The sequence below is a fragment of the Sphaerimonospora mesophila genome (genome assembly GCF_001417795.1).
GTDB classification, from domain to species: Bacteria; Actinomycetota; Actinomycetes; order Streptosporangiales; family Streptosporangiaceae; genus Sphaerimonospora; species Sphaerimonospora mesophila.
The window spans coordinates 122081-148559 of record NZ_BCBX01000041.1 but is presented as its reverse complement, the minus strand read 5'-3'; the positions used below and the strand labels follow the sequence as shown (position 1 = coordinate 148559).

Annotated in this window: 26 protein-coding genes; 15 read left to right on the top strand and 11 right to left on the bottom strand. The window is 69.9% G+C overall.

Annotation, left to right across the window (positions count from 1 at the left end; translation table 11 throughout):
- Positions 1 to 81: 81 nt before the first annotated feature.
- Positions 82 to 435 carry an iron-sulfur cluster insertion protein ErpA gene (gene erpA / locus AP234_RS23270; RefSeq protein WP_055481824.1) on the bottom strand — a complete coding sequence of 118 codons (354 nt, stop codon included), beginning with the start codon at positions 433 to 435 and terminating at the stop codon, positions 82 to 84.
- A 189-nt stretch (positions 436 to 624) separates the two neighbouring features.
- Between erpA and nadA the strand changes: the two genes are divergently transcribed.
- Positions 625 to 1779: a quinolinate synthase NadA gene (gene nadA, locus AP234_RS23265; protein WP_200926668.1), complete on the top strand. Its 1155-nt coding sequence runs from the start codon at positions 625 to 627 to the stop codon at positions 1777 to 1779.
- Between the two features lie 76 nt (positions 1780 to 1855).
- Here the strand turns inward: nadA and pspAB are convergent, their stop codons facing one another.
- The 4 genes from pspAB to AP234_RS23245 are packed head-to-tail and all read right to left on the bottom strand — an operon-like array spanning position 1856 to position 4385.
- Complete coding sequence (gene pspAB, locus AP234_RS23260; RefSeq protein WP_055481822.1) at positions 1856 to 2404, bottom strand: PspA-associated protein PspAB; 549 nt, start codon at positions 2402 to 2404, stop codon at positions 1856 to 1858.
- A gap of 12 nt (positions 2405 to 2416) precedes the next feature.
- On the bottom strand, positions 2417 to 3310 hold the full coding sequence (gene htpX / locus AP234_RS23255) for a zinc metalloprotease HtpX (protein ID WP_055481821.1): 894 nt from the start codon (positions 3308 to 3310) through the stop codon (positions 2417 to 2419).
- On the bottom strand, positions 3310 to 3588 hold the full coding sequence (gene pspAA / locus AP234_RS23250) for a PspA-associated protein PspAA (protein ID WP_055481820.1): 279 nt from the start codon (positions 3586 to 3588) through the stop codon (positions 3310 to 3312). The genes htpX and pspAA overlap by 1 nt, the downstream gene beginning before the upstream one ends.
- Complete coding sequence (locus tag AP234_RS23245) at positions 3585 to 4385, bottom strand: PspA/IM30 family protein (protein ID WP_083502356.1); 801 nt, start codon at positions 4383 to 4385, stop codon at positions 3585 to 3587. The genes pspAA and AP234_RS23245 overlap by 4 nt, the downstream gene beginning before the upstream one ends.
- 111 nt (positions 4386 to 4496) lie before the next feature.
- On the opposite strand from AP234_RS23245, the gene AP234_RS23240 reads away from it, so the two are divergent.
- Positions 4497 to 5114 (top strand): DUF3043 domain-containing protein, encoded by a 618-nt coding sequence (locus AP234_RS23240; protein ID WP_055481819.1) that lies wholly within the window; start codon positions 4497 to 4499, stop codon positions 5112 to 5114.
- A 72-nt stretch (positions 5115 to 5186) separates the two neighbouring features.
- Positions 5187 to 6185, top strand: a complete 999-nt coding sequence (locus AP234_RS23235) for an aldo/keto reductase family protein (RefSeq protein WP_055481818.1) — start codon at positions 5187 to 5189, stop codon at positions 6183 to 6185.
- Positions 6186 to 6193: 8 nt separating this feature from the next.
- Here AP234_RS23235 and AP234_RS23230 read toward each other — a convergent pair whose 3' ends face one another.
- Entirely contained in the window at positions 6194 to 6436 is a 243-nt protein-coding gene (locus AP234_RS23230; RefSeq protein ID WP_431999009.1) for a hypothetical protein, read from the bottom strand.
- Between the two features lie 32 nt (positions 6437 to 6468).
- Between AP234_RS23230 and AP234_RS23225 the strand changes: the two genes are divergently transcribed.
- Both AP234_RS23225 and AP234_RS23220 read left to right on the top strand, forming a co-directional pair.
- Entirely contained in the window at positions 6469 to 7602 is a 1134-nt protein-coding gene (locus AP234_RS23225; RefSeq protein ID WP_055481817.1) for a bifunctional adenosylcobinamide kinase/adenosylcobinamide-phosphate guanylyltransferase, read from the top strand.
- Between the two features lie 180 nt (positions 7603 to 7782).
- Positions 7783 to 8598, top strand: coding sequence for an adenosylcobinamide-GDP ribazoletransferase (locus tag AP234_RS23220; protein WP_055481895.1), 816 nt, complete (start codon positions 7783 to 7785; stop codon positions 8596 to 8598).
- A gap of 18 nt (positions 8599 to 8616) precedes the next feature.
- Here the strand turns inward: AP234_RS23220 and AP234_RS23215 are convergent, their stop codons facing one another.
- The 3 genes from AP234_RS23215 to AP234_RS23205 are packed head-to-tail and all read right to left on the bottom strand — an operon-like array spanning position 8617 to position 10882.
- Positions 8617 to 9519: a CPBP family intramembrane glutamic endopeptidase gene (locus tag AP234_RS23215; protein WP_055481816.1), complete on the bottom strand. Its 903-nt coding sequence runs from the start codon at positions 9517 to 9519 to the stop codon at positions 8617 to 8619.
- Positions 9516 to 10538 (bottom strand): DUF1648 domain-containing protein, encoded by a 1023-nt coding sequence (locus tag AP234_RS23210; RefSeq protein ID WP_055481815.1) that lies wholly within the window; start codon positions 10536 to 10538, stop codon positions 9516 to 9518. Before AP234_RS23210 ends, AP234_RS23215 begins: the two co-directional genes overlap by 4 nt.
- Complete coding sequence (locus tag AP234_RS23205; protein ID WP_055481814.1) at positions 10535 to 10882, bottom strand: GntR family transcriptional regulator; 348 nt, start codon at positions 10880 to 10882, stop codon at positions 10535 to 10537. Before AP234_RS23205 ends, AP234_RS23210 begins: the two co-directional genes overlap by 4 nt.
- Before the next feature lie 97 nt (positions 10883 to 10979).
- Between AP234_RS23205 and AP234_RS23200 the strand changes: the two genes are divergently transcribed.
- The 8 genes from AP234_RS23200 to AP234_RS23165 all read left to right on the top strand — a co-directional run bounded on the left by AP234_RS23200 (position 10980) and on the right by AP234_RS23165 (position 19773).
- Complete coding sequence (locus AP234_RS23200; RefSeq protein WP_055481894.1) at positions 10980 to 12509, top strand: leucyl aminopeptidase; 1530 nt, start codon at positions 10980 to 10982, stop codon at positions 12507 to 12509.
- Positions 12510 to 12647: 138 nt separating this feature from the next.
- Positions 12648 to 14027 carry a dihydrolipoyl dehydrogenase gene (gene lpdA / locus AP234_RS23195; RefSeq protein ID WP_055481813.1) on the top strand — a complete coding sequence of 460 codons (1380 nt, stop codon included), beginning with the start codon at positions 12648 to 12650 and terminating at the stop codon, positions 14025 to 14027.
- Between the two features lie 26 nt (positions 14028 to 14053).
- A complete protein-coding gene (gene sucB / locus AP234_RS23190; protein ID WP_055481812.1) occupies positions 14054 to 15541 on the top strand; it encodes a 2-oxoglutarate dehydrogenase, E2 component, dihydrolipoamide succinyltransferase in 1488 nt (495 codons plus the stop codon).
- Between the two features lie 253 nt (positions 15542 to 15794).
- The gene (locus tag AP234_RS23185) at positions 15795 to 16544 is read left to right on the top strand and encodes a Type 1 glutamine amidotransferase-like domain-containing protein (RefSeq protein ID WP_055481811.1); all 750 of its coding nucleotides are present in this window, start codon (positions 15795 to 15797) and stop codon (positions 16542 to 16544) included.
- On the top strand, positions 16541 to 17203 hold the full coding sequence (gene lipB, locus AP234_RS23180) for a lipoyl(octanoyl) transferase LipB (RefSeq protein WP_083502355.1): 663 nt from the start codon (positions 16541 to 16543) through the stop codon (positions 17201 to 17203). Before AP234_RS23185 ends, lipB begins: the two co-directional genes overlap by 4 nt.
- A 108-nt stretch (positions 17204 to 17311) precedes the next feature.
- Entirely contained in the window at positions 17312 to 18271 is a 960-nt protein-coding gene (lipA, locus tag AP234_RS23175; RefSeq protein ID WP_055481810.1) for a lipoyl synthase, read from the top strand.
- A gap of 29 nt (positions 18272 to 18300) precedes the next feature.
- Complete coding sequence (locus tag AP234_RS23170) at positions 18301 to 18972, top strand: DUF4191 domain-containing protein (RefSeq protein WP_055481809.1); 672 nt, start codon at positions 18301 to 18303, stop codon at positions 18970 to 18972.
- A gap of 12 nt (positions 18973 to 18984) precedes the next feature.
- A complete protein-coding gene (locus AP234_RS23165; RefSeq protein ID WP_055481808.1) occupies positions 18985 to 19773 on the top strand; it encodes a class I SAM-dependent methyltransferase in 789 nt (262 codons plus the stop codon).
- Positions 19774 to 19911: 138 nt separating this feature from the next.
- Here AP234_RS23165 and AP234_RS23160 read toward each other — a convergent pair whose 3' ends face one another.
- Complete coding sequence (locus AP234_RS23160; RefSeq protein WP_055481807.1) at positions 19912 to 20373, bottom strand: RDD family protein; 462 nt, start codon at positions 20371 to 20373, stop codon at positions 19912 to 19914.
- Between the two features lie 157 nt (positions 20374 to 20530).
- Between AP234_RS23160 and glnA the strand changes: the two genes are divergently transcribed.
- A complete protein-coding gene (glnA, locus tag AP234_RS23155; protein WP_055481806.1) occupies positions 20531 to 21955 on the top strand; it encodes a type I glutamate--ammonia ligase in 1425 nt (474 codons plus the stop codon).
- A 371-nt stretch (positions 21956 to 22326) separates the two neighbouring features.
- Complete coding sequence (locus AP234_RS23150) at positions 22327 to 22806, top strand: nucleoside deaminase (RefSeq protein WP_055481805.1); 480 nt, start codon at positions 22327 to 22329, stop codon at positions 22804 to 22806.
- Positions 22807 to 23244: 438 nt separating this feature from the next.
- Here the strand turns inward: AP234_RS23150 and AP234_RS23145 are convergent, their stop codons facing one another.
- Positions 23245 to 25626 carry a DUF222 domain-containing protein gene (locus AP234_RS23145; protein WP_235558337.1) on the bottom strand — a complete coding sequence of 794 codons (2382 nt, stop codon included), beginning with the start codon at positions 25624 to 25626 and terminating at the stop codon, positions 23245 to 23247.
- Between the last annotated feature and the right edge of the window lie 853 nt (positions 25627 to 26479).

Sequence of the window (26479 nt, the reverse complement as noted above, 5' to 3'; positions counted from 1 at the left end):
ACCGCGCCCCGTACGGATGATCCGTACGGGGCGCGGCGGCCTCCGGAGAAACCCCTGCTTGATCGGGCTCCGGAGAGGGCGCTAGTTGAACGAGTCGCCGCAGGCGCACGAACCCGTCGCGTTGGGGTTGTCGATCGTGAAGCCCTGCTTCTCGATGCTGTCGACGAAGTCGATGCTGGCACCCACCAGGTACGGCGCGCTCATCCTGTCGGTCACGACGTTCACCCCGTCGAAGGACGACACGATGTCGCCGTCCATCGAGCGGTCGTCGAAGAAGAGCTGGTAGCGCAGGCCGGAGCAGCCACCGGGCTGCACGGCGACGCGCAGCTGCAGCCCCTCCTCTCCCTGCTGCTCCAGCAGGCTCTTGACCTTGGCGGCGGCCGCGTCAGTCAGGATCAGGCCCTGCTGCGTGGTCTCGCTGCTCTCAACCGTCATGTGCTGACTCCCGCGGTCTGCGCCAACCGCCCACCCGGAGCGGTCGTCTGATTCGGTTCCACTAGACGCTACCAACACGGGCCGCCCGCCACACATTCCACGTCGAAGGTACGGCGGTCGCGGACACGTCGGTAAGGTATGCGATGATTAATCGTCACTTATACGATAAGTCCCCGAGGGGGTGTGGTCGTGACGATCACTGAGTCCGGTCTTCCGCTGTTCGTCCTTGGCCGCGACGCCGATCCGCACAGCGAGCGCGGGGTCGACTGTCCCGGCGAGCTTCCGCCGGCGTCCGACCCGGCGCTGGTGGAACGCGCCCGTGTCGCCAAGGAGCGGCTCGGCGACCGGCTGTTCGTACTCGGTCACCACTATCAGCGCGACGAGGTCATCCAGTTCGCCGATGTCACCGGCGACTCGTTCAAGCTCGCCCGCGAGGCCGCCGCCCGGCCGGGGGCCGAGTACATCGTGTTCTGCGGCGTCCACTTCATGGCCGAGTCCGCCGACATCCTGACCGCCGACTCGCAGAAGGTCGTGCTCCCGGACCTCGCCGCCGGTTGCTCGATGGCCGACATGGCCTCCTTCGACCAGGTCGAGGAGTGCTGGGAGGTCCTGGAGGACGCCGGCATCGCCGACCGGGTCGTACCGATCACCTACATGAACTCCAGCGCCGACATCAAGGCGTTCTGCGGACGCAACGGCGGCGCCGTGTGCACGTCCTCCAACGCCAAGCGGGCGCTCACCTGGGCCTTCGAGCAGGGGCAGCAGGTCCTGTTCCTGCCCGATCAGCACCTGGGGCGCAACACCGCGGTGCTGGAGCTGGGGCTGTCGCTGGACGACTGCGTGGTCTACAACCCGCACCGTCCCGACGGCGGGCTCACCGCCGAGCAGCTCAGGAACGCGAAGATGATCCTGTGGCGGGGGCACTGCTCGGTCCACGGCCGGTTCACCCCCGAGGCCGTGGACGACATGCGCGCCCGCGTCCCCGGCGTCAACGTGCTCGTCCACCCCGAGTGCCGGCACGAGGTCGTCACCAAGGCCGACTACGTCGGGTCCACCGAGTACATCATCCGCACGATCTCCGAGGCGCCGGCCGGCTCGTCCTGGGCTGTGGGCACCGAGCTGAACCTGGTCAAGCGGCTCGCCGGGATGTTCCCCGACAAGAGCGTCGCCTTCCTCGACCGGACCGTGTGCTACTGCTCGACGATGAACCGGATCGACCTGCCGCACCTGGTCTGGGCGCTGGAGTCGCTGGCCGCCGGCGAGCTGGTCAACCAGATCACCGTCGACCCCGACACCGCCCACTGGGCCAAGGTCGCCCTCGACCGCATGCTGGCGCTGCCCTAGCCGGCGGTGATCACAGGCCTTGTGACGTCCGGGAGCCCGCTCCGGCGGGCTTCGTGGACGGTCCTCGCCCCGGCGGTCACAGCCCCGGGGCCTCCCAGACGGGGAACCAGCTCGCGAGGTCCGGCTCGATCTTCAGCTCGTCCGTGAGGACCCCGCGCACCTGGAGTTCCAGAGCGTTGTCCCGGCGGGTGCCCCCCGCCGGGGCGAAGGGGTAGAACGTGCCCCGCTTGTAGAGGTAGACGATCGCGAGCCGCCGGCCGGACGGGTCGGCGAAGGTCACCAGCGAGCACAGCAGCGACGGGCCGAACCCGGCGGACTCCAGCGACGAATTGACCGCGTGGAGGTCGGTGACGAGTGCGGAGACGTCCGCGTGGCGCACCACGATCCAGGTGTAGCCGTAGGAGTCGCGCGTCATCTCGGACCTGCCGAGCAGCGCCTGGACCTCCTGCTCCAACCGGCTGAACGCGCCGCCCTCCGCGGCACGGAAGGAGACCGAGCCGATGCCGACGGGGGTGAAGCCGGTGGCCGCCTCGAGCGTGACGGCGGCGGCGGGCAGCGCGAACAGCGCGTCGAGATCGGGCTTCGCCGGCTTCGATCTCCCCAGCAGTGCGTCGAACCATCCCATGGCGCCTACCGATCAGCGGCCCAGGGCGGCAGAGATCCGGGCGAGCTGGTCCAGGCGACGCTCCAGCGGCGGGTGCGTCGACAGCAGCGAGGCGATGCTCTGCCCGGAGATGGCCGGGGCGAAGAAGAACGCGTTGAACGGCTGGGCCTCGCGCAGGTCCCTCGTCGGGATCCTGGCGATCTCTCCACTGATCTTGGTCAGCGCGCTCGCCAGCGCGGAGGGCTGCTGCGTGAGCAGTGCGGCGGCGCGGTCGGCCGCGAGCTCCCGATAGCGCGACAGCGCCCTCGTCAGCAGGAAGCTCACCGCGTACACCAGAGCGGAGACGAGGAAGATGATCGCCCCGATCGGCGGCCCGCTGTTGCCGCGCCGGCCTCCCCCGAGGCCCGTGTACAGCGCGAACCTGGTCATCAGGCCCGCGACGATGCCGAGGAACGACGCGATCGTCATGACGGCGACGTCACGGTGCGCGACGTGCGACATCTCGTGCGCGATCACGCCCTCCAGCTCCCGGGCGTCCAGCCTGCGCAGCATGCCCGTGGTCACGCACACCACCGAGTTCTTCTGGTTGCGCCCGGTCGCGAAAGCGTTGGGCATGTCGGTGTTCGCGATCGCCACCCGGGGCTTGGGCATCCCCGCCATCGCGCTGAGCCGGTCGACGATCCCGTGCAGTTCAGGAGCCTCCTGCGGGGAGACCTCGCGTCCGTGCATCGCGAAGAGCGCGATCTTGTCGGACAGGAGGAACTGCACCAGCAGGAGACCCGCGGCGATCAACAGGACGGCGATCGCCCGCACGCCGAGGGCCACCAGCGCTGCCATGAACGCCACGTAGACCAGCCCGAGCAGGAACATCGTCACGGTCATCCGTACGGTCAGACCGCGGTCGGGGGCGAATCGCGTCGCAGACATCATCCAGGGATGAGCCCGGTGTCGCCGAGCATCTCCCGCACCTCCTCGATCGAGGCGTCGGCGGGCGGCAGGATCAGCTCGGACGGCTCGAGCGAATCCACCGGCAGCGCCTTGCCCACCTGCCGGACCTTGTCCAGCAGCGCGTGCAGCTTGACCCGGAAAACGTTCTCGTCATCGGACTCGATGGCGGCCTCGAGCTCGCTGTCGAGTTCGTTGAGCACGTCGATGTCGGCCTGGGCGATCTCGACCTGGCCCTCTCCCATGATTCTGACGATCACAGGCCCTCCCCCGGCTGACGCAGCTGCTGGGTCTGCTGCGCGGGCTGCCCCGCCTGACGGCCCGGCTGGCCGGCCTCGATCGCGCCCTGCGGCGCGGGGCCCTGACCGATCTCGGCCTTCATCCTGGCGATCTCCAGTTCCACGTCGCTGCCCGCGCCCATGCGGTCCAGCTCGGCCTGGATGTCGTCGCGCTGGCCGGTGAAGTCGTCGAGGGCGCCGCTCGCCAGCAGCTCGTCGATCGCGCCGGCGCGCGCCTGCATCTGCGCGGTCTTGTCCTCGGCACGCTGGATGGCCAGGCCGACGTCGCCCATCTCCTCGGAGATGCCGGAGAACGCCTCGTTGATCCGCGTCTGCGCCTCGGCGGCCGTGTAGGTGGCCTTGATGGTCTCCTTCTTCGTACGGAAGGAGTCCACCTTCGCCTGCAGCCGCTGGCTGGCGAGGGTGAGCTTCTCCTCCTCGCCCTGGAGGTTGCCGTGCTGGAGACGGAGATCGGCGATCTGCGCGTTCAGGCCGTTGCGTCGGGTGAGCGCCTCGCGCGCCAGGTCCTCCCGCCCGGCGGAGAGCGCCTGCCGGCTCTGGTTCTCCAGCTTGGCGGCCTGGCCCTCAAGCTGGTTGATCTGCAGTTCGACCCGCTTGCGGCTGGTCGCCACGTCGGCGACACCTCGGCGGACCTTCTGCAGCAACTCGAGCTGCCGCTGGTAGGAGTAGTCCAGCGTCTCCCGTGGATCCTCCATCTTGTCCAAGGCCTTGTTGGCCTTGGACTTAAAGATCATGGAAAGTCTCTTCATCACGCTCATGCGCGTCGGCCGTCCCCTTCTCAACGTCATGCATGGCGAATCCGCCTGGGTTCACCCTACGCATAACGCGCGAGGGCGTCACTAAGTTGCACTCCCGGTAGGCTGGACGCCGTGTTCCGACGTCGTACCCAGACCTCCGCTGACGACTCCTCTGCCCCTGTAGAGGATCCTAAGCCTCATCAGACTCCGGGCAAGGGCCGTCCCACCCCGAAGCGGAGCGAGGCGCAGGGCCGCCGCCGCTCACCCGTCACCGCGCCGGCCAACCGCAAGGAGGCCTACCGGATGCAGCGGGAGCGCGACAGGGCGCTGCGCGCCAAGCACCGGGAGATGCTGCTGCGCGGCGACGAGCGGGCCCTTCCGGCGCGCGACCGCGGCCCGGTACGGAAGTTCGCCCGCGACTGGGTGGACTCCCGGCGCCTGCCCGGACAGTATTTCCTGCCCGTCGTCTTCATCATCATGCTGCTGTCGATGGTGCCCGCCGGGCCGGCGATCCAGAGCGTCGTGCTGCTCATCTACACGCTCTCCCTGCCCGTGGTGATGGTGTTCGTGCTCGGCAGCGCGATCTACGTCGCCCGCCGGGTGAAGAAGGAGGTCGCCGAGAAGTTCCCGGACGAGAACCTCCGCGGCGTGGGCTTCTACGCGGCGATGCGGTCGACCCAGATCCGCAGGCTGCGCTTCCCGAAGCCGACCCTGCTCCCCGGCGGCGTGCCGATCCCGCCCAAGAACTGAGCCGCCCCCGGCCGGTGCGGACACCCGTGCGCGTATGTGGGACGCCTGTGGCGTCCCACTAATGTCAGGGGCATGGAATTCCGCCATCTCGGCCGCAGCGGCCTCATGGTCAGCGAGATCAGCTACGGAAACTGGATCACCCACGGCTCCCAGGTCGAGGAGGACGCGGCCCGCGCCTGCGTGCACGCGGCCCTCGACGAGGGGATCACGACGTTCGACACGGCCGACGTCTACGCGGGGACGCGGGCCGAGGAGGTGCTCGGACGGGCACTGCAGGGCGTGCGCCGCGAGTCACTGGAGATCTTCACCAAGGTCTACTGGCCGACCGGCAGCGGCAGGAACGACCGAGGTCTGTCCCGCAAGCACATCATGGAGTCGATCAACGGCTCGCTGCGCCGTCTGCAGACCGACTACGTCGACCTCTATCAGGCCCATCGCTTCGATGTGGAGACGCCGCTGGAGGAGACGCTCCGCGCCTTCGACGATCTCGTACGGCAGGGCAAGGTGCTGTACGTCGGAGTCAGCGAGTGGACGGCCGCCCAGATCGAACGGGCGCTGAAGATCGCCGACGAGATGGGCTTCGACCGGCTCGTGTCCAACCAGCCGCAGTACTCGATGCTGTGGCGGGTCATCGAGGCCGAGATCGTCCCGCTGTGCGAGAAGGAGGGCCTGGGCCAGATCGTCTGGTCGCCCATCGCGCAGGGCGTGCTCACCGGCAAGTATCTGCCCGGGCAGCCGGTGCCCGCCGGTTCGCGGGCCGCCGACCCGACCGGATCCGGTTTCATCGAGCGGATGATGGGCGACGAGCTGCTGCGCCGGGTGCAGGAGCTCAAGCCGATCGCGGCGGACCTCGGGCTCACCATGGCCCAGCTCGCGGTGGCCTGGGTGCTGCGCAACCCCAACGTGTCGTCGGCCATCGTCGGCGCCTCCCGGCCCGAGCAGGTGCGCGACAACGTTAAGGCCTCCGGCGTCAAGCTCGACGACGAGACCATGCGCAGGATCGACGACGTGCTCGGCGACGTGGTCGAGCGGGACCCGGCCAAGACCGTCAGCCCCGGCAAGCGTCCCTGACGGCGCCGTCAGGCGGGGCGGAGCGACATCCCGGCGTACTCGACGCGGTCGTCCTCCAGGAGTGTGACCTGCTCGACCCCGGCGTCGAGCAGGTCACGCCACGACTCCCCCAGCCACGACTCGGCGTCCGACTGACTGGTGAAGATCTCACGCGGCAGCGATCGGTCCGTCAGCTCGGCGCCGTTCGCGTCCTCGTATCGCCAGCGCCATGTCATGCCCATCCGCCCCTTCCCGCCGAACCAGTCGAGCACGTCCTGCAAACCCTATGTGAAGGAGCACCCGCGTGGAGATCCGTCTGGAGGGGACCGGGGGTCCGCGGGGCTGGCCGGCGCCCGGCTGCGGCTGCGCCTCCTGCGGCCGCCTCTCCTCCGGTCACCGCGGGCCGACGTCGATCGTGATCGACGGGATCGTACGGCTCACGCCGCGGACCGGCGACGCGGCGCACTTCGGTGTTCCGCCGGGCGGGCGTCTCCTCGTACGCACCCCCGACGGCTATGAGATCACCGGTCCGGACGGAAGCCGGGTGCTCTACACCCCGTGCCGGGACGATCTCCACCACGATGAGTACGACGAGGACGACGCCGGGCCGCGCCCGCGTGAGCCCTTCGACCTCGTGCTGATCGACCTGCTGGACCGGCCGGAGCGCCTGGGTGATCTGCGCCGCCGCGGCCGGGTCACGCCCGGGACGCGGGTCGTCGCCGTGCACCTCGACGACCGGATCCCCTCCGAGGACGAGTTGGCCCGCAGGCTCGTCCACTGGCGGGCGGAGGCCGTACCGGACGGGACCGTCCTGGACACCCGGGACATCGCGGCCCGGCACCCCCATGGCGACCCGTCGCCACCGGGCCCGGCCCGGCGTACGCTGCTGCTCGGCGGCGCCCGCTCGGGCAAGTCGGAGGAGGCCGAGTTACGGGTGGCCGCCGACCCCGATGTGACGTACGTCGCCACCGGCCCCGCCCCGGGCGACGACCCCGCGTGGCTGGCCAGGGTGAAGCTGCACCGGGATCGTCGCCCCCACCACTGGCGCACCCTCGAGACCATCGACCTCGCCGCCGTCCTCACCCGGACGGACACCCCCGGGCGTACCCTGCTGATCGACGGCATCGGCACCTGGCTGGCCGCCGTGTTCGACGAGTGCCGTGCCTGGCCCCGAGACCGCGATCGGGATCCCGGCTGGGATTCTGACCTGGCACGGACCAGGGTGGCGGAGCGGTGCGACGAACTGGTGGCGGCCTGGCGGCGCACCCGCGCCCGGGTGGTCGCGGTGAGCGACGAGGTCGGGCTCGGGGTGATCCCGGCCACCGCCGCAGGACGCCTGTTCCGCGACGAGCTGGGCCGCCTCAACCAGCGGCTCGCCCGGGAGTCGGAAGACGTCGCGCTGGTGATCGCCGGTCGCCCGCTGCCCGTGCCCATCTGATCGACCGGCCCATCCGACCGGCCCATCCGACCGGCCCATCCGACCGGCACCGCATGACCGGCACCGCGTGACCGGGCACTACGATCCTCATTCGTGCCTGCACCGCCGACGCGAAACCGCCTCTCGTCGTGCCACCGGTCATGGACGACGTTGACCGCGGCCTGGCTGTTCACGGTGGGGATGCTGACCGTCTTCCCCGTACGCGTCGTCGAGGTGGACCGGCGGCTCGCCGGGCGGGCGATGGCTCTCGCCCCGCTGGTCGGGCTGATGCTCGGGCTCGCCGCCGCCATGGTCCTGGTGGGAATCCGCTGGGCGGGCGGCTCCGCGCTGCTCGCCGCCGTCCTCGCGGTCGGGACGCTCGCCTGGCTCACTCGTGGCCTCCACCTCGACGGCCTCGCCGATCTCGCCGACGGCCTGGGCAGCGGCAAACCCGCGGATCAGTCGCTCGCCATCATGAAACGCTCGGACATCGGGCCATTCGGCGTCGTCACGCTGGTGCTGACACTGCTCGTGCAGGTGGCGGCGCTGACCGCACTGGCCGAATCCTCCCCGTTCGAACCGTCGCAGACCCGTACCGCCCTGGCCGGGGCCGCCCTGGTCTCCGCCTGCGTGACCGGCAGACTCGCCATCACCTGGGCCTGCCGCGACCACGTCCCCGCTGCCCGCCCCGGCGGTCTCGGCGCGCTCGTCGCGCGGACGGTACGGCCGGGCCGGGCGCTGGTCTCGACCCTTGTCTCTGCCGGCACCATCGTCTTCCTCACCTGCATCGCGGTCATCTCGTCCTCCGGGTTCCCGAGATACACCGCGCTCCCGGCGCATGCCGTGGCCGTTCTGTTCGGACCACTTCTGGCGATGGCGGTGGGGCTGGGGGCCGCCGAACTGCTGCGCCGCCGCGCCGTACGGCGGCTGGGCGGCGTCACCGGTGACGTGCTCGGCGCGCTCTGCGAATGCGCGACGGCCGTCACCCTGCTGTGCTGCGCACTGCTTCTCGGCTGACCGCGACCGGTGTGGCGACTACGCCGAGAGTCGGGAGCCGTACGGCGAGCGCAGCACGGCGACGATCACAGCGAGCAGCGCCCAGCCGACCAGACCGGTGACACCGCCGATGGCGAGGTCGGGCGGGTCGGCCGCATCGCCGACCATCATCGGCAGACCGGCGATGGCGTTGAGCGCGCCGTGCCCGATCACGGCGGGCCACACGCTGCCCGATCGCAGCCGCAGCCAGCCGATGACCGCGCCGAACAGCACACAGAATCCGACGAACATCAGCGCGGCCCACGCGCCCAACTCCGGGTAGTTGTAGCCGAGCAAGGTCACCGGAGCATGCCAGAGCCCCCAGAGCACTCCGGACAGGAGCAGGGCACGCCACTGCCCGCCCGTGGCCGCGACGAGCCGGGGCAGAAGGTAGCCGCGCCAGCCCCACTCCTCGCCAAGGGCAGGGATGGCGTTGATCACGGGTGCGATGACGACCGCCTGGATGAGCTGGATCACGATGAGCATCTCCGGCTCCATCGGCGGCTTCCGCCCTGTCGCCTTCTCCAGCTGCTCCCGCATGAGGCTGAACCCCTCGAGATCGACGTGGACCACGCCGATCAGCACGCTCACCACCAGCGCGACCAGGGTGAGCAGCGGCACTCCGAACCAGGCCGCAGCGGTCAGGCCCAGGGTCCGCCCCCGCCGCACTCCCCAGGTGAGGCCGGTGTGGCGGGCCCACTCGCGGAACGGCATGCCACGATGGCAGAACCGCCGGACGGCCAGCACCCCCAGGGACGGGGTGAACATCATCGCCAGCGCGACGATCGTGAGGAGTGGGGAGTCGAGCCCGGAGCCGGACAGCCACAGCGGAAGCGCGATCAGCCATGCGCATCCGAACGCGACGAGCAGGAACAGCCAGAGATCATTACGGCCTCGGCTCATCGGTCACGACACCCTTTCTTTTGAGGGAGGGGGTGGGCGATAAGGGCGTTCAGCAGGGCCGCGCCGGTGGCGGCGTCATCGATGCTGATCGCCAGCTCACCTCCGGACGTGTAGCGGACCACCAGGCACTCACCTCCGCGGATCATGATCGTGGCCGATCCCGGGAGACCGCGATAACCCCATCCGCCGATGTCGGAGGGGTAGCGCCGGTCCACCCACGCGCGCCCGATCCGGGCGAGCGGCACCCGGCGCGAGGGCCACCGCAGCAGGCCGTACGACACGGTCAGGCCCCCGGAGTCGACTCGGACCGAGACCGCTGACAGCAACAGCCCGACCAGGAAAGCCAGCGCGAGCGGCGCGACGGGGCTCCATCCCCAGGTCGACCAGCCGAGCAGGGTGGCCACCGCAAGCGACAGCGCGCTCGCGAAAGCCACGAATGTCAGCCCGATGGCCCAGGGGGCCGAGACGGTCGAGAGCCACACCGGCCGTTTCCCCGGGTCGACATGGATCAGCGGCCCAGTCGGCGGTTCGGTGTCCGGGGGGTCGCCCGGGCCGAGCCGTCCGACCAGCCAGCCCAGCGCTCCGACCGCGATGGCACCGGCCAGCATCGGGATGACCTGCCAGCTCAGCGGCGAGGCCTGGGTCCAGTGGCCCTTGTCGAGGTTGGCGCCGATGGTGAGGGCCTGCGTGCCGAGCAGGAAGGCGGCGGCCCAGGCGAGCACGGTGGTGAGCCGGGTCCGTGTCGCTCTCCTGGGCAGCGGCCGGTCTCGCACGGCCATGCCGAGGCAACACATCGCGATGAGCAGCCAGACCGGGACGACGAACATGAAGGCGGCGAACGACATCGTGCCGTCGGGCCTTCCCGACGGGCCCCAGTGCCCCGCCAGCGGGTCGGGCAGGCGATTTCGGAACACGAGCGGCACCACGACCAGGGCGACGGACACCAGCACGGTCCAGCCGCCGAGCAGCAGGAGGAAACGCCGCCGGTAGGCGTGCTCTCGGGTGGCTTGGGCGTTCAAGCGAGCTCCTCGATCAGTTGGATGACGTCGTCTCGGCGGTAGCCGTACCGTGCGGCCTCATCAAGTAGCTCACGCACCCTGGCCTTGAGGTCCTCACGAGCGTCCGGTCGCCGCAGGACCGATACGCCGCGGCCACGGCGGAACTCCAGCAGTCCCTCGTCCCTGAGATCACGCAAGGAACGGAGCACCGTGTTGGCGTTGACACCCAGCGCGGCGGCGAGGTCTCGCGCCGGAGGCAGCCGGTCTCCGGGGTGGACCCTCCCCTCCACGATCGCGCGCCGGATCGCCGTGGTCACCTGCTCATGCAGGGGGCGGGGATCGTTGAGGTCGAGTGTGAGCAACATGATGCTAGCAATATTAGTACCATAATTTACACAAACGTCGATGGTGCCATACCCATTGGCATCATCGGGGCAGATGACTGATCCGATCACCACCCGTATGTGCGCAGGACAGGAAGCATGGATAGCATCGGCTCACGTGACCACTGTGCGCGTCAATGCATCTGAACCGGTCTCCATAGAGGCCGATGCACTAATAGTGGGCGTCCACGCGACCCCGGACGGCCCCACCCAGGCTCCCGGCGCCGACGGCCTGGACCAGGCCCTTGGCGGTCGGCTCGCCGAAATCCTCAACGCCGTCGGTTTCACCGGCAAAGCAGAGGAGATCGCCAAGATCCCGACGTTCGGCGCGCTGCCCGCGCCGGTCGTGGCCGTGGTCGGCCTCGGCGACCGTCCGGACGGTGACCACGACCCCGAGACCCTGCGCCGCGCGGCGGGCGCCGCCGCGCGTTCCCTGGCCGGGACGGCCTCCGCCGCCTTCGCGCTGCCCGCCGCCACGGCCGAGCAGGCCGAGGCCGTCGCGATCGGCGGTCTGCTCGGCGCTTACGACTTCGCCAGATACCGCACGCACGGTGAGCACAGGGCACCCGTGGGCGAGCTCGTGGTGCTGTCGGACGCGCCGGGCGCCGAGGAGGCCGTACGGCACGCGGCGGAGGTCGCGACCTCGGTCAACCTGGTGCGCGACCTGGTGAACACGCCGCCCTCGGATCTGTCGCCGGCCCGGTTCGCCGAGATCGCGCGGGAGATGGGCGGGCAGGCCGGGCTGTCGGTCGAGGTGCTCGACGAGACCGAGCTCAAAGAGGGCGGTTACGGCGGCATCGTGGGAGTCGGCCAGGGTTCGGCCAACCCGCCGCGGCTGGTCCGGCTGGCGTACCGGCACCCGGAGGCCGCGCGGACCATCGCGTTCGTGGGCAAGGGCATCACGTTCGACTCCGGCGGCCTGTCGCTCAAGCCCGCCGCCTCGATGGACTGGATGAAGTCCGACATGGGCGGTGCGGGCGCGGTGTTCGGCTCACTGCTCGCGATCTCCAGGCTCGGCCTGCCGATCAACGTGGTCGGCTACCTCTGCCTCGCCGAGAACATGCCGTCGGGTCAGGCCCAGCGTCCGTCCGACGTCCTGCACACCTACAGCGGCAAGACCGTGGAGGTGCTCGACACCGACGCGGAGGGCCGTCTCGTGCTGATCGACGGCATCGCCCGCGCCGCCGAGGACGGTCCCGAGCTGATCGTGGACGTCGCCACGCTGACCGGGGCGCAGATCGTCGCGCTCGGCTGGCGTACGTCCGGTGTGATGTCCAACGACGACGCGCTGCGCGAGGAGGTCGTGGAGATCGCCGGGGCCCAGGGGGAGGGTGCCTGGGGGATGCCGCTCCCCGAGGAACTGCGCAAGGGCCTCGACTCTCCGATCGCCGACATCGCCAACCTGCAGCCCGAGCGCTGGGGCAGCATGCTCGCCGCGGGCATCTTCCTCCGGGAGTTCGTGCCCGACGGCGTCCGCTGGGCGCACATCGACATGGCCGGTCCTGCGTTCAACAAGAGCGAGCCGCACGGTTACACCCCCAAGGGCGGCACCGGCGCGATCACCCGCACGCTCGTCGGCATCGCCGAGCGTTACGCGGGCAGGCGATAGCGAAACCGCAACAGCGAATCGTGACGATGTGGCCGTCCGGGCGGGCGGCCGCCACGTCCCGACCACAATCTTCATAGACAAGTGAAAAGATGCCGTCGGACCCATCCGATGGCGTGGAATCCAGCGAGGAGCATTCCAGTGGCTGATGGCAGCGGCCCCTACGACATCGTCGTCCTAGGTGGTGGTAGTGGTGGTTACGCATGTGCCCTGCGGGCGGCCGAGCTCGGCATGAACGTCGTCCTCATCGAGAAGGACAAGGTCGGGGGCACCTGCCTGCACCGCGGCTGCATCCCCACGAAGGCGTTGCTGCACGCCGCCGAGCTGGCCGACCAGGCCCGTGAGAGCGAGTCCTTCGGGGTGCGGACCCGGCTGGAGGGCATCGACGTCCCGGCCGTCCACGCCTACAAGGACAAGGTGATCAGCGGGCTCTGGAAGGGGCTCGCCGGTCTGATCAAGAGCAAGAAGATCACCGTCGTCGAGGGCGAGGGCCGGCTGGCCGGCCCCGGCCGCGTGATGGTCGGCGACCAGGTCTACGAGGGCCGTCACGTCGTGCTGGCGACCGGCTCGACCCCGAAGTCGCTGCCCGGCCTGGACCTCGACGGCGAAAAGATCATCAGCAGCGACCACGCGCTGGTCCTGGACCGCGTGCCCGCCTCGGTCGTCATCCTGGGCGGCGGCGTGATCGGCGTGGAGTTCGCCAGCGTGTGGCGGTCGTTCGGCGCCGAGGTCACGATCGTCGAGGCGCTCCCCCACCTGCTCCCGCTCGAGGACGAGTCGAGCTCCAAGCTGCTGGAGCGGGCCTTCCGCCGCCGCGGCATCAAGTACGAGCTGGGCGTCAGGTTCGAGAGCGTCAAGACCACCGACACCGGTGTGGTCGTCACGCTGGAGAACGGCAAGACGCTCGACGCCGAGCTCATGCTGGTCGCCGTCGGCCGCGGCCCGGTCTCGGCGGGCCTCGGCTACGAGGAGGCGGGCCTCCGGCTCGAGCGCGGCTACGTGCAGGTGGACGAGTTCTACCGGACCGGCGTTCCCGGGGTCTACGCGGTGGGCGACCTCATCCCCACCCTGCAGCTCGCCCACGTCGGCTTCGCCGAGGGCATCCTGGTCGCCGAGCACATCGCCGGTCTGAACCCCGTGCCGATCGACTACGACGGCGTGCCGCGCATCACGTACTCCGAGCCCGAGGTCGCCTCGGTGGGCATCAGCACGGCCGTCGCCCGCGAGCGCGGCCACGATGTGGTCGAGCTCTCCTACAACCTGGCCGGGAACGGCAGAAGCAAGATCCTCCAGACCCAGGGCGAGGTCAAGGTCGTCGCCGAGCGCGACGGCCGGGTCCTGGGCGTGCACATGGTGGGCGGCCGGGTCGGCGAGCTCATCGCGGAGGCACAGCTGATCTTCAACTGGGAGGCCACGGCGAAGGACGTCGCCCAGTTGATCCACCCGCATCCGACCCAGTCCGAGGCGCTCGGTGAGGCGATGCTGGCCCTGGCCGGCAAGCCGCTCCACGTCCACAACTGAAGCCCGAAGGCGAGAGAAGACGAACAATGCCGGTCTCCGTAACCATGCCCCAGCTCGGTGAGAGCGTAACCGAGGGCACCGTCACCCGCTGGCTGAAGAACGAAGGCGATCACGTCGAGGCCGACGAGCCGCTGCTGGAGGTGTCGACCGACAAGGTCGACACCGAGATCCCGTCGCCGTCGTCGGGCTACCTGACCAAGATCCTCGTCGCCGAGGACGAGACCGTCGAGGTCGGGGCCGAGCTGGCCGTCATCGACGGCGGGGCGGGCGCCGCCCCGCAGCAGGCCCCCGAGCCCCAGCAGGCGCCCGAACCCGAGCCCGCGCCGGCTCCTCCGGCTCCGCCGGCTCCGGCCCCGCAGGCGGCCCCCGCGCCTCCGGCTCCGCCGGCTCCGGCCCCGCAGGCGGCCCCCGCGCCTCCGGCCCCGCCCGCTCCGGCCCCGGAACCGCCCATCTCATCGATCCCGCAGCCGGCTCCCGCCCCGCAGGCGCCGCCGGCTCCGGTGGCCCAGCCGACGCCGCTGCCGCCGCCCGGCGAGGCGCCGTACGTCACGCCGCTGGTGCGCAAGCTGGCCGCCGAGCACGGCGTCGACCTCGACTCGCTGACCGGCACCGGCGTCGGCGGCCGCATCCGCAAGCAGGACGTGATCGAGGCGGCCCGGATCCAGCGTGAGCGCGCCGCAGCGGCGGCGGCCCAGCCGCAGGCACCCGCCCCGGCCCCGGCCCCGGCTCCCGCCGCCGCGCAGCCGGTCGCGCCCGCTGCGGCGCCCGAGCCGGTGCAGGTGGACACGACCCTGCGCGGGACCACCGAGAAGATGTCGCGCCTGCGCAAGGTGATCGCCGACCGCATGATGGAGTCGCTGCACACCTCGGCGCAGCTCACCACCGTCGTCGAGGTCGACGTGACCCGGATCGCCTCACTTCGGGCACGGGCGAAGGGCGCCTTCGAGGCCCGCGAGGGCGTGAAGCTGTCGTTCCTGCCGTTCTTCGCACTCGCGGCCGTCGAGGCGCTCAAGGTCCACCCGAAGCTCAACGCGGTCATCAACGACGAGACCAACGAGGTGACCTACCACGACGTCGAGAACCTCGGCATCGCGGTCGACACCGAGCGCGGCCTCATCGTCCCGGTGATCAAGAACGCGGGTGACCTGAACATCGCCGGTCTCGCCCGTAAGATCGCCGACCTGGCCGAGCGCACGCGGACCAACAAGATCACCCCGGACGACATCGCCGGCGGCACGTTCACGCTGACCAACACCGGCAGCCGGGGCGCGCTGTTCGACACGCCGATACTCAACAAGCCGCAGGTCGGCATGCTGGGCACCGGTGCGGTCGTCAAGCGCCCGGTCGTCGTCGACACGCCCGACGGCGAGGTCATCGCGGTCCGGTCGATGGTCTACCTGGCGCTGACCTACGACCACCGCCTGGTCGACGGTGCGGACGCCGCCCGCTTCCTCACCACGATCAAGCGTCGTCTGGAGGAGGGCCGGTTCGAGAGCCAGCTCGGCCTCGCCTGACCGCCTCCGCCGGCTTCCACGTGGCCGTCCCGTGCGCACGGGGCGGCCACGCCCATGTGAAAGCGGCGCGGCCATGCCCGATTGAAAGAGGCCCATCGAAAGAGGGCCGTTCGAAAGAGGCCCATCGAAAGACGCCCGTCGGAAAGCGGCGCGGGGCACAGCGGCATGCCCGTTTCCGCGGGTTCGGCCATCCCTTTCCGGCGCCCCGCCGTACCCTGGGGAGACCGTCGAGCTGACTGAACAGGAGTGGGGCATGAGCCGAATCGGGCAGTCGCACATCGTCGCCATCGGGGGCGGGTCGTTTCGGCCGTCGGAGCGGTACGGGTTCGTCGAGCCGACCGCCCTGCTGCGCTACGTGCTCGACCTGACCGGTCAGGACCGGCCCAGGCTCGGGCTCCTCGCGACCGCCACCGGCGACGACGCCGACTGGCTGTTGAAGATGTACGGAGCCTTCAACCGCTGGGACGTCGAGGTCAGCCACCTGACGGTCTTCCCGATGCCCAACATGGCCGACCCGCGCGGGTGGATCCTTGAGCAGGACGCGATCTACGTCAGCGGCGGCAGCGTGGCCAACCTCGCCGCGCTGTGGCGGCTGCACGGGCTGGACGAGGCGTTCACCGAGGCGTGGCGGTCGGGTGTGGTGTTGTCCGGGCAGAGCGCCGGGGCGCTGTGCTGGCATGTCGGCGGCAACACCGACTCGTTCGGGCCCAGGCTGCGTCCGTGGGCCGAGGGCCTGGCGCTGCTGCCGTACTCATGCGGCGTCCACTACGACTCCGACCCGCAGCGCAGGAGGCTGCTGCACGAGTCCGTGGCCTCCGGCGAGCTGCCGGAGGCGTACGCCGCCGACGAGGGGGTGGCGCTCCACTACGTCGGCACGGAGTTCATTCAGGCGGTCAGTGTGGCCCCCGAGGGCGCCGCGTACCGGGTCGAGCGTGATGGTGCGGGCGTCAAGGAGTTCCGCATCGAACCCCGCCTGCTGACGTCTACTACCCTTGAGCCGTGAACGGCTTGGCCATCGTCCGCATGGGCGTCGACGTCCCGTATGAGCAGGCCTGGAACCTGCAGCGGGTTCTGCACGGGCGCCGGGTGGCGGGCGACATCTCCGACCTGTGCCTCATGCTGGAGCACGCACCGGTCTACACGGCGGGCAAGCGGACGCTGCCGCACGAGCGGCCGGCCGACGGCACCCCGGTCATCGACGTCGACCGGGGCGGCAAGGTCACCTGGCACGGTCCCGGACAGCTCGTGGGCTACCCCATCATCCGGATCGACGACATCGTCTCCTACGTCCGGCTGCTGGAGGAGGTCCTGATCCAGGTCTGTGCCGACTTCGGGCTGGCCGCCCGCCGGGTCGCGGGCCGCGGCGGCATCTGGGTGCCGGGCGATCCCGGGCACGGCGTGCCCGACCGCAGGCTGGGCACGATCGGCATCCGGATCTCCCGCGGGGTGAGCATGCACGGCTTCGCGCTCAACTGCGTGAACGACCTGAGCTGGTTCAACCGCATCATGCTGGGCGGCGAGGCCGACGCCGGAGTGACCTCCTTATCGGCGGAGACCGGCCGCCGCATCACGGTCGACGAGGTCATCCCGTTCGCCGAGAAACGTCTCGCGGAGGCCCTCGGCGTCGAGCCGTACGACCTGTACGAAGAGGATCTCTCCTAGCATCGGGATCACCGGCGAGGGAGCCGGACCGGATCACCCGGGGGCGGGTAATAAGCTGGGGTTCGTGAGCGAGCGAAGCGCGCGAGCCTACAAGGCAAAGGGTGTCGCATGACGGTTGCACCAGATGGCCGGAAGCTCCTCCGCCTGGAGGTTCGAAACAGCCAGACCCCGATCGAGAAGAAGCCGCCGTGGATCAAGACGCGGCTTCGGAACGGTCCCAACTTCAACGAGATCAGGTCACTCGTCCGCGACGCGGGCCTGCACACGGTCTGCCAGGAGGCGGGCTGCCCCAACATCTCCGAATGCTGGGAAGATCGCGAGGCGACCTTCCTCATCGGCGGAGACCAGTGCACCCGGCGCTGCGACTTCTGTCAGATCGACACCGGCAAACCGGCGGAGTACGACCGGGACGAGCCGCGCCGGGTCGCCGAGTCGGTCCGTCAGATGGGCCTGCGGTACGCCACGGTGACCGGTGTCGCCCGGGACGACCTGCCGGACGGCGGCGCCTGGCTGTACGCGGAGACCGCCCGGCGGATCCACGACATGGTCCCCGGCTGCGGTGTCGAGCTGCTCGTGCCGGACTTCAACGGCCATCGGGAGCAGCTCGAGGAGGTGTTCTCCGCCCGGCCCGAGGTCTTCGCGCACAACATCGAGACCGTGCCGCGGATCTTCAAGCGGATCCGCCCGGCGTTCCGGTACGACCGGTCGCTGCAGGTGCTCGGCACCGCTCGCGAGGCGGGACTGGTCACCAAGTCGAACCTCATCCTCGGCATGGGCGAGGAGCGCGAGGAGATCAGCCAGGCGCTGCGCGACCTGCGTGAGGTGGGCTGCGACCTCGTCACGATCACCCAGTACCTGCGGCCGAGCCCGCGCCACCACCCGGTGGACCGCTGGGTGAAGCCGGAGGAGTTCGTCGAGCTCCAGCAGGAGGCCGAGGAGATGGGGTTCGCCGGCGTCATGTCCGGGCCGCTGGTCCGCTCGTCCTACCGCGCCGGCCGCCTCTACCAGCAGGCGATCGCCGCCCGCGCCGACGGCGTCGGCAGCGTCGGCGGGTCTCGTTTTCATTAATCCACCACGGCATTTGTATCCTTCACACCATGGCGAAAGACGCAGCGACTCCGGGACGGCTCAAGCAGATCCGGATGGTCGCCCAGATCATCAAGCGGTCGAACCCCAAGGGCATGCCGATCGTCTACGCCTCGGCGTTGGGCACGCTCCTGGTGTTCGTCGTGCTCGGAGTGTTCTTCGGGTGGACCTGGTACGTCTTCGGCGTCTTCACCGCCCTACTGGTCGGCATGCTCATCTTCAGCCGGCTGGCACAGAAGGCGCAGTACTCGTTGCTGCACGGACAGCCGGGCGCGACGTACGCGATCCTGCAGGGGATGCGCGGCAACTGGTACGTGGAGGAGAAGCCCGTCGCGGTCAACCGGGACCAGGATCTGGTGTTCCGTGTCGTCGGCTACCCCGGCGTCATCCTGGTCTCGGAGGGGCCGCCCAACCGCGTGCAGCGCATGCTCGTGGCGGAGAAGAAGCGCGTCCAGCGGGTCGCCATCGACGTGCCGGTCTACGACATCCAGTGCGGTGACGCCGACGGACAGGTCCCGCTGGCCAAGCTGTCGCGGCACCTCATGAAGCTGCCGCGCAACCTCAGGAAGCCGGCCGTCTCCGAGGTGAACAACCGGATGCGCGCGCTGACGCCCGTCATGCCGATGCCGAAGGGCCCGCTGCCCAAGGGCGTCCGCATGCCGCGCGGCCCCAAGATGCGCTGAGGCGTGACCGGGATGGACGTCGTCGGAAGGCGGCCCGTCTCCCCCGCCGAGACGTCCCGCGCCAACCGCGGCTGGTGGGACGGCGCGGCCGACGACTATCAGGCCGAGCACGGCGGCTTCCTGCGTGACGATGGTTTCGTCTGGTGCCCCGAGGGGCTCGACGAGGCCGACGTGCGCCTGCTGGGGGACGTCATGGGCCGGCGTGTCCTCGAGATCGGCTGCGGCGCGGGGCAGTGCGGGCGGTGGCTCGCCGCGCAGGGCGCGATCGTCACCGGCTTCGACCTGTCGTACCGGCAGCTCCAGCATTCGCGCCGCATCGACCTCACGGCCGGGACGACCCTGCCCGTGGTGCAGGCGGACGCCGAGGCCCTGCCGTACCGGGACCACTCGTTCGACCTGGCGTGCTCGGCCTTCGGGGCGCTGCCGTTCGTCGCCGACGCCGCTGCGGTGCTCGCCGAGGTGCGGCGGGTGCTGCGGCCCGGCGGAAGGTTCGTGTTCTCGGTGAGCCATCCCATCCGCTGGGCGTTCCCCGACGACCCCGGGCCGCGCGGCCTGACGGCCGACCGGTCGTACTTCGACCGCGCGCCGTACGTCGAGCTCTCCGACGGGGTGCCGTCCTATGTGGAGCACCATCGGACGATGGGCGACTGGGTGGGCCTGATCGTCTCGGCCGGTCTGGTCCTCACCGGTCTGGTCGAGCCGGAGTGGCCCGAGGGGCATGAGCGCGTCTGGGGCGGCTGGAGCCCGTTGCGCGGCCGTGTGCTCCCCGGCACGGCGATCTTCAGGTGCACGCGCGGCTAGTGCCCCTCCCGCCCCACCGGCCGCTCCTGTGGCGGGCCGACATGGCATGGAAGATCTCCCGCGGCGTCCGGCGCAGCCCATCGAGCACGCCGACCACGCCGTAGGAGCGAGGTCGCGATGGCCGTGTCGACCGGCAACTCACAGATTGACGACGACGGTGCCGGAGGCACGGTCGTGCAGGCCCCGCCGGTCGCGGTCCCAGACCAGGGCGGGTACGGCAAGGCACAGCAGGAACGTGCGCACCAGCACTGCGGGCAACGCCGGCCGGCCGCCGTTGAGGGCGGCGACCCGGATGCCGAACAGCCGCATCCCCAGCGTCATTCCGATCGTGCTCACCAGCAGCACGTACTCCAGGGCGAATATGCCGAGGCCGAACAGGCCGATGTCCTGTCCCTCCATCCGGAGCAGTCCCCCGGCGATCGCCCAGGCGCAGATCAGCCAGTCGACCAGGACGGCCCCGATCCTGCGTCCCCATCCGGCGACCGCGCCGCTGCCCGTCTCCGGCAGGCCGAGCCGTACCCCCGGGTGGCCGAGGTCGACACCGGCGGCCCGGACCCCGCCGAGCCAGGTCTGCGTCCATCGTGGTTGGCGCTCGTTCATGGTTCACCAGCCTATTCACTGCCCGTGCGGCTCACGCATCGGGCGGACGCCGCCCTCGACAGCGTCCTTAACACCCGCGAAACAAACGAGACACGGCGCGGAAACGGCTCGGGCATATTTTCGGCTTTGCTGGCAGATGCCCCTTGGAGGTTCGAGAGTGTTCAACTCCGCCGACGACGTCCTCAAGTTCATCCGGGACGAGGGGGTGCAGTTCGTAGACGTCAGGTTCACCGACCTGCCCGGCACGACGCACCACTTCACCTTTCCCGTCGAGAACTTCGGCGCGAACGTCTTCACCGACGGCCTGATGTTCGACGGCTCGTCGATCCGCGGCTTCCAGGCCATTCACGAGTCGGACATGCTTCTGCTGCCGGACCCGTCCACGGCCGTGGTCGACCCGTTCCGCAAGCACAAGACGTTGAACCTGAACTTCTTCGTGCACGACCCGATGACCCGGGAGGCCTACAGCCGCGACCCGCGCAACGTCGCCAGGAAGGCCGAGGAATACCTCCGGGGCACCGGTATCGCGGACACCGCCTACTTCGGCCCCGAGGCCGAGTTCTACATCTTCGACGACATCCGGTTCGAGACCCGGGCCAACGCGGGCTACTACTTCATCGACTCCGTCGAGGGAGCCTGGAACACCGGCAAGGCGTCCGAGGGCGGCAACCTGGGCTACAAGCCACGTTACAAGGGCGGATACTTCCCGGTCCCGCCGATGGACCACTTCACCGACCTGCGCTCGGAGATGGTACGCAACCTCATCGAGGCCGGCATCGAGACCGAGATCCAGCACCACGAGGTCGGCACCGCCGGCCAGGCGGAGATCGACTTCAGGTTCGGCACGCTGCTCAGGTCGGCCGACAACGTGATGCTGTACAAGTACATCGTCAAGAACACGGCCATGCAGCACGGCCACACCGTCACGTTCATGCCGAAGCCGATCTTCGGTGACAACGGTTCCGGCATGCACTGCCACCAGTCGCTCTGGAAGGACGGTGAGCCGCTGTTCTACGACGAGGTCGGCTACGCCGGGCTGTCGGACATGGCGCGGTACTACATCGGCGGCCTGCTCAAGCACGCCCCGTCGCTGCTCGCCTTCACCAACCCCACGGTGAACTCCTATCACCGCCTGGTGCCCGGATACGAGGCCCCGGTCAACCTGGTCTACTCCCAGCGCAACCGCTCGGCCTGCATCCGCATCCCGATCACCGGCACCAACCCGAAGGCCAAGCGCATCGAGTTCCGCGTGCCGGACCCGTCGTGCAACCCCTACTTCGCGTTCGCCGCCATGCTCATGGCCGGCCTGGACGGCATTCGCAACAAGATCGAGCCGCCGGAGCCGATCGACAAGGACCTGTACGAGCTGCCGCCCGAGGAGGCACTCAGCGTCGAACAGGTGCCCGGCTCACTGGACAAGGTCCTGGAGCACCTCGAGGCCGACCACGAGTACCTGCTCGAAGGCGGGGTGTTCACCCCCGACCTCATCCAGACGTGGATCTCCTACAAGCGTGCGAACGAGATCGACCCGATCCGCCTCCGCCCGCACCCCCACGAGTTCGAGCTCTACTACGACGTGTAGCGGGCGACCGGGCCGTGACCGGGCCCGCCCGGTCTTCCGGACAACCGATCCGGGAAGGCCTGACCGCCCGACGGAGCCGGGGCTTCCGACAGGGCCGGGGCGTGTGCTCCGGCCATTCGGCGAATGGACTGGGCGCTCATGATCGTGAGCGGGGGGACTCGCGATCATGAGCGCCCTCGACTTTTCATGCGAAGCCGTGCGATACGACGGCCTCACCGTGTGCCATGCGGCCGCGATCCTCATCCCCCGCGATCAACGAACGGCGCCGACCGGGCTTTGACACAGGCCCCGGGCCCTCCCGAGGACGTTCGGACAGGCGCGTCGTAGCCTGTCCTTCAAGGTTGAGCGGAGATCAGGTTCGGGAGACGTTCGTGGTGAAAGAGACTGAACTGCGGCATCTGCGCCGTTGCGTGGAGCTGGCGGCTGAGGCTCTGGAGAACGGCGACAAGCCGTTCGGCTCCGTGTTGGTCGCGGCGGACGGGACCGTGCTGGCGGAGGACCGCAACCGGGTCGCCGGCGGCGATCAGACCCGGCATCCGGAGTTCGCGTTGGCACGCTGGGCCGCGGCGAACATGACCCCCGAGGAACGAGCCGGGGCGACGGTCTACACCTCGGGCGAGCACTGCCCCATGTGCGCCGCCGCGCACGCCTGGGTCGGCCTGGGCCGCATTGTGTACGCGAGCTCTTCGGAGCAGCTCATGTCCTGGCTGGCCGAGCTGCGCGCCCCCGAGGCTCCCGTTCGGCCGCTGCCGATCCAGGAGGTCGCCCCCGGCATCGTGGTGGAGGGTCCCGTCCCCGAGCTCGCCGAGCAGGTACGCGCCCTGCACCGACGCTTCTACGCCCCGCGCTGAACGTGCCACGGGCTCTTCGGTTCGGACAGGAGTGAGAGCTCAGCGGGCCAACGATCTGCGAAGGGCGCGTTGACGGTGTCAGCGTCAGAATCCGTGCCAAGGTCAGAATGTGCGCCTGGGTCAGAACGCGGGCTGGGTCAGAATGCGGGCCCGTGCCACGAGAGGTGCCGAGCAACCGCGAGGCTTCCGCCAGGGTGTCGATGGCGATCACCGTCTTGGCCATCACACGTCCCCGGCCCGCGATGCCCCTGGCGGGCAGGCACCGTCCAGGCTGTCCGTCCAGGCTGTACAGGCTCAAGCTGGCGACGCCCCCGAGAGACGGCTCGGTAGTCGTGCGGGTGGCCGGTCAACGAGATCGCGTTCTCTGCCATCGCCAACCGTCACCGGTCCCGTCCCGGTATCCCCATCCCACCTGGCGATCGTGATCCACGTGATCGATCATGTGGATCGGCGCTTTCTGGTGGGTGAGGGGCCGATGTAGATGAACTCCCAGCGGTCGGGGCCGATCTTGCGGCGTTGGTAGCGGTCGGGGTGCCGGTAGCGGTCGCGGTTGTGGAATTGGCAGGCGGGGCCGAGTCTGGCCAGGTCGGTGCGGCCGCCTTCGCTCCAGTTGTCGATGTGGTCGATCTGGCACATGCTCGCCGGGAGGGGGCAGCCTTTCACCCAGCAGGTGTCGTAGCGGGCGGCGATGGCGCGGCGTTGGGCGGGGGTGGCCAGGCGGGTCTTGCGGCCCATGTCCAGGACCTGCCCCTCGGCGTTCATCACCAGGCGGACGAGGGTGGAGGTGCGGGCCAGGCGGTGGATGTCGGTGATGGGCAGCAGGTGTCCGGTGGACAGCAGCAGCCCGGGCAGGGTGCGCAGCACCGACTGCCACCGCCAGTCCCCGATCCCGGAGCCGCCGTTCCCGAACCCGCCGTCGACGCTCCAGATGCGGAGGCCTGTGCCCCTGGAAGTCGCACCCCCGTGGTCCACGCCCTCACGGGGATCGCCTCCGCTGGGGGCGCCGGGGTCGCTCCTGCCGGGGTCGTCCCTGCTGCGGTCGCCGGTGACGGGGTCTGCTGGGTGCGTGCCGAGGTCGGCACCGGCGGGAATGGTGTCCGCGGTGTGCTCGTCTTCACCGGCCCGGTTGTGGATGCCGGTGCGGGTCCCCGAGCCGCTCTCGGTCTTCGGCTCCTCAGCGCTTCCGGGCTCGTCAATGCTTCCGGGCTCGTCAGTGCCTCCGGTCCCGGCCGCAGCGCCGAGCTCGACCGCTGGGCTGGCCTCGGCCGCGGGGCTGGGCTCGTCGTCACCGGTGGTGGCCGGGCGGATGGGGGTGCGGTCTTCGCGTGAGTTCTCGGCGGGCCACTCAGAACGCTGACCGCAGGTGGGATCACCGCCTGGCGCCGCGTCCCCTTGGTCGTCCCCTCGGTCGTCTCTGTGACCGGCCCTGGGGAAGGTCCCAGGACGGAATCCGGGAGCAGGCTCGGAAGCGGCGTCGGGAACGGGATCGGATTCGGGGGCGGGCGCGGGCACAGAAGCGGCGCCGGGAGCGTGATCAGGATCGAGGTCGTCACCGGCGTCCTCGCGGGTTCCCGGGCCGGTCCCTTTGCCGGTCGCAAGCGCCGGGCCGTCGCTCCAGACGGCGTCACCGGGCGCGATGTCACCAGGCACGGTGCCGCCGGGCATGGTGACATCAGACACAGTGTCACCAGGCACGGTGCCGCCGGGCATGGTGCCATCAGGCACGGCGTCACCAGGCACAGTGTCGTCAGGCATGGTGACATCAGGCACGGTGCTGTCGGGCCCGGTGCTGTCGGGCACGGTGTCACCAGCCATGGTGCCGTCGGGCGTGGTATCACCAGGCACGGTGTCGTCGGGCGCGGTCTTGCCGGGAGTGACGTCGTCAGACGCGGTGCCGCCGGGCGTGGCGTCATCAGGCACGGTGTCACCGGACGTGGTGCCCTCGGAGGTGCCGTCTTCGGATGCGCTGTCTTCGGGCGCGATATCGTCAGGTGCGGCGTCGCCGGGCGTGGCGTCGCGGGGAGTGGTGCTGTGGTGGGTGGATTGCCCGGGGGCGGTGCCGTGTTCGGCATCGTGGGGGGTGGGGTCGTCGGGGAGGGATTCGGCGTTGATCAACACCAGGAGTTCGGTGGTGATCTGCTGCTCCAAAAGTGCGATCAGCGTGTCGGCGTTACGGACCCGAAGCGGCCGGTCATCTCCCTGGGCCCTGGGTTTGGCGTAGGCGTCCAGCAGGGCCCGTAGCCGGGCGGCGGCCTCCCGCGGCAGACGGAACTCCCCCTCCACCCCACCGCTCTCGGTCTCCCGCAGCAGCAGGAAACGGGCGTCGTAGTCGGCGGCGGCGTCGTTGACCTCCCCGCCGGGGTCCAGGACCGCCCGCAGATACCGTCCCGCTTTGGCGATCTCCTGCGGGCCGGCGCAATCGGCCAGTTCCACAAGGATCGTCTCGGCCTTGGCCGCGTCCTCATCGCTGAGCCCGGTGGTGGCCGCGCAGATCGCCGCCACCACCGCCTCGGTCAGGTTCCCGGCGGCGTACCGTGCCCGTACTTTGGGCAGGCGTGCCAGTTCGACGCCCAGGGCGACGGTGCGGTAGGCCGTCCGGCGGCTCATCCCGCACACCGACCGCAACCACGTCCGCGTCGAGGCGTGCCCGGTCTGGCGGGCCGCTCCGGCCGCGTGCACCCGCGCGGCCCGTAGGGCGATCGCCGCCTCCAGCCGATCCCGCGCGAACGCCAACTCCTCCACCTGCGCCAGACACACCTCCGCAGAGCCCGGGACCGCCGTCACCGCCAACGCCAGCGCGGCCTCCCGCACCTGGCTCACCAACGGCCACGAAAGCTCCTCAACTCCGACCACGTCCGCGGAATCCGCCGCACACGCACCGCTCAGACCACCCGAAGAACCACCCGGAAAACCGCCCGGGGACCCCTCTGCAGGGACACCCGAGGCGCCGCCCTCAAAAGCATCCGAAGCATCACCCGGGGAACCGTCCATGGGACCGCTTGAAGCACCAGTTGCGGGGCCGTCCAGGACACCGCCCGGAGCATCACCCGAGACGCCACCCCCGAAAGCGCCCGGAGCATCATCCGCGACGCCATCTGAGGAGTCACTGGAAGACACATCCGCAGCCTCCCGGACACGCCGAAGAGCATCGTGATCACGGTCATCGATGCGCGACTGGGGAACGTCGGCCGTACGAGCCGCACCAGCGGACACAGGAGCGCTTACACCGCCGCTACGCGTGTCGCCTTCACGTTCACCTGGGCGCGCACCGTTCCCGGGCACGCTGCTCCGAGGCACACTGCTCCCGGCCACTCCGTCTGAGAATGCGACATCCGGGGGCGGGCCGGGAACGGTGGCAAGCCAGTCAGGCCAGCCGGACCACGACGCGGTACCTCCCCGATCGTCGGAGGAACGGGCGGCCGCACGCGCCGACGCCTCGGCCCGAACCGCAGCCCACCACTCAGGACCCAGCAGCGACCGTCCCCCGGCACGCGACGGATCCGGATCGAACGATCCGAGCGGCTGGGTCAGCTCTGCCGGCTCCACGCGTCCCCCTTCCCGACTTCTCGCGAGTCACTGCTGCATCGAAAATCTGTACTAATAATCTCACAGCAAGTTAGTGAACGGCAACAGCTTGCCTCGATTAAATGAAAATAATTATGAGAGATAAATA